Origin of the sequence: Caulobacter sp. 602-1, assembly GCF_003931565.1 — a bacterium.
In the GTDB taxonomy this organism is placed as follows: domain Bacteria; phylum Pseudomonadota; class Alphaproteobacteria; order Caulobacterales; family Caulobacteraceae; genus Caulobacter.
Window position 1 is genome coordinate 1 of record NZ_RRYI01000073.1, and the last position, 322, is coordinate 322.

Below are 322 nucleotides of genomic sequence, written 5' to 3' on the forward strand. Positions count from 1 at the left end.
AGCCATAGGGGCGTTCGAAGCCCCGGCTTTCGGGGCGGGCCAGATAGGCGGGCTCGACGCCGACCTTCTCGGGCGGGAAGGCGTCGTCGAACAGGGTGATGATCGTTTCGGCCTCGGGCATCTCCGGGCGCAGGCGCAGCAGGGGCGCCAGCAGCCAGTAGCCGTGCACGCAGGAGTGCCAGTCGAAGCTGCCGTAGAAGATCGGATGCAGGTCTCGCGGCGAGCGGACGGCGCCCGCGTCGGCCATCACGTGGTCCAGGTTGTTCGGGTACTCGCGGGTGAGGTGGCCCAGGGCGATCTTGGCGAAGCGCGAGGGGGGGGA

Annotated in this window: 1 protein-coding gene; it reads right to left on the reverse strand. The window is 69.9% G+C overall.

Going from position 1 to position 322, the window contains the following annotated elements; translation table 11 throughout:
• A partial coding sequence (locus EIK80_RS25300; RefSeq protein WP_125159720.1) for a DUF2891 family protein occupies positions 1–322 on the reverse strand: 322 nt, incomplete at both ends.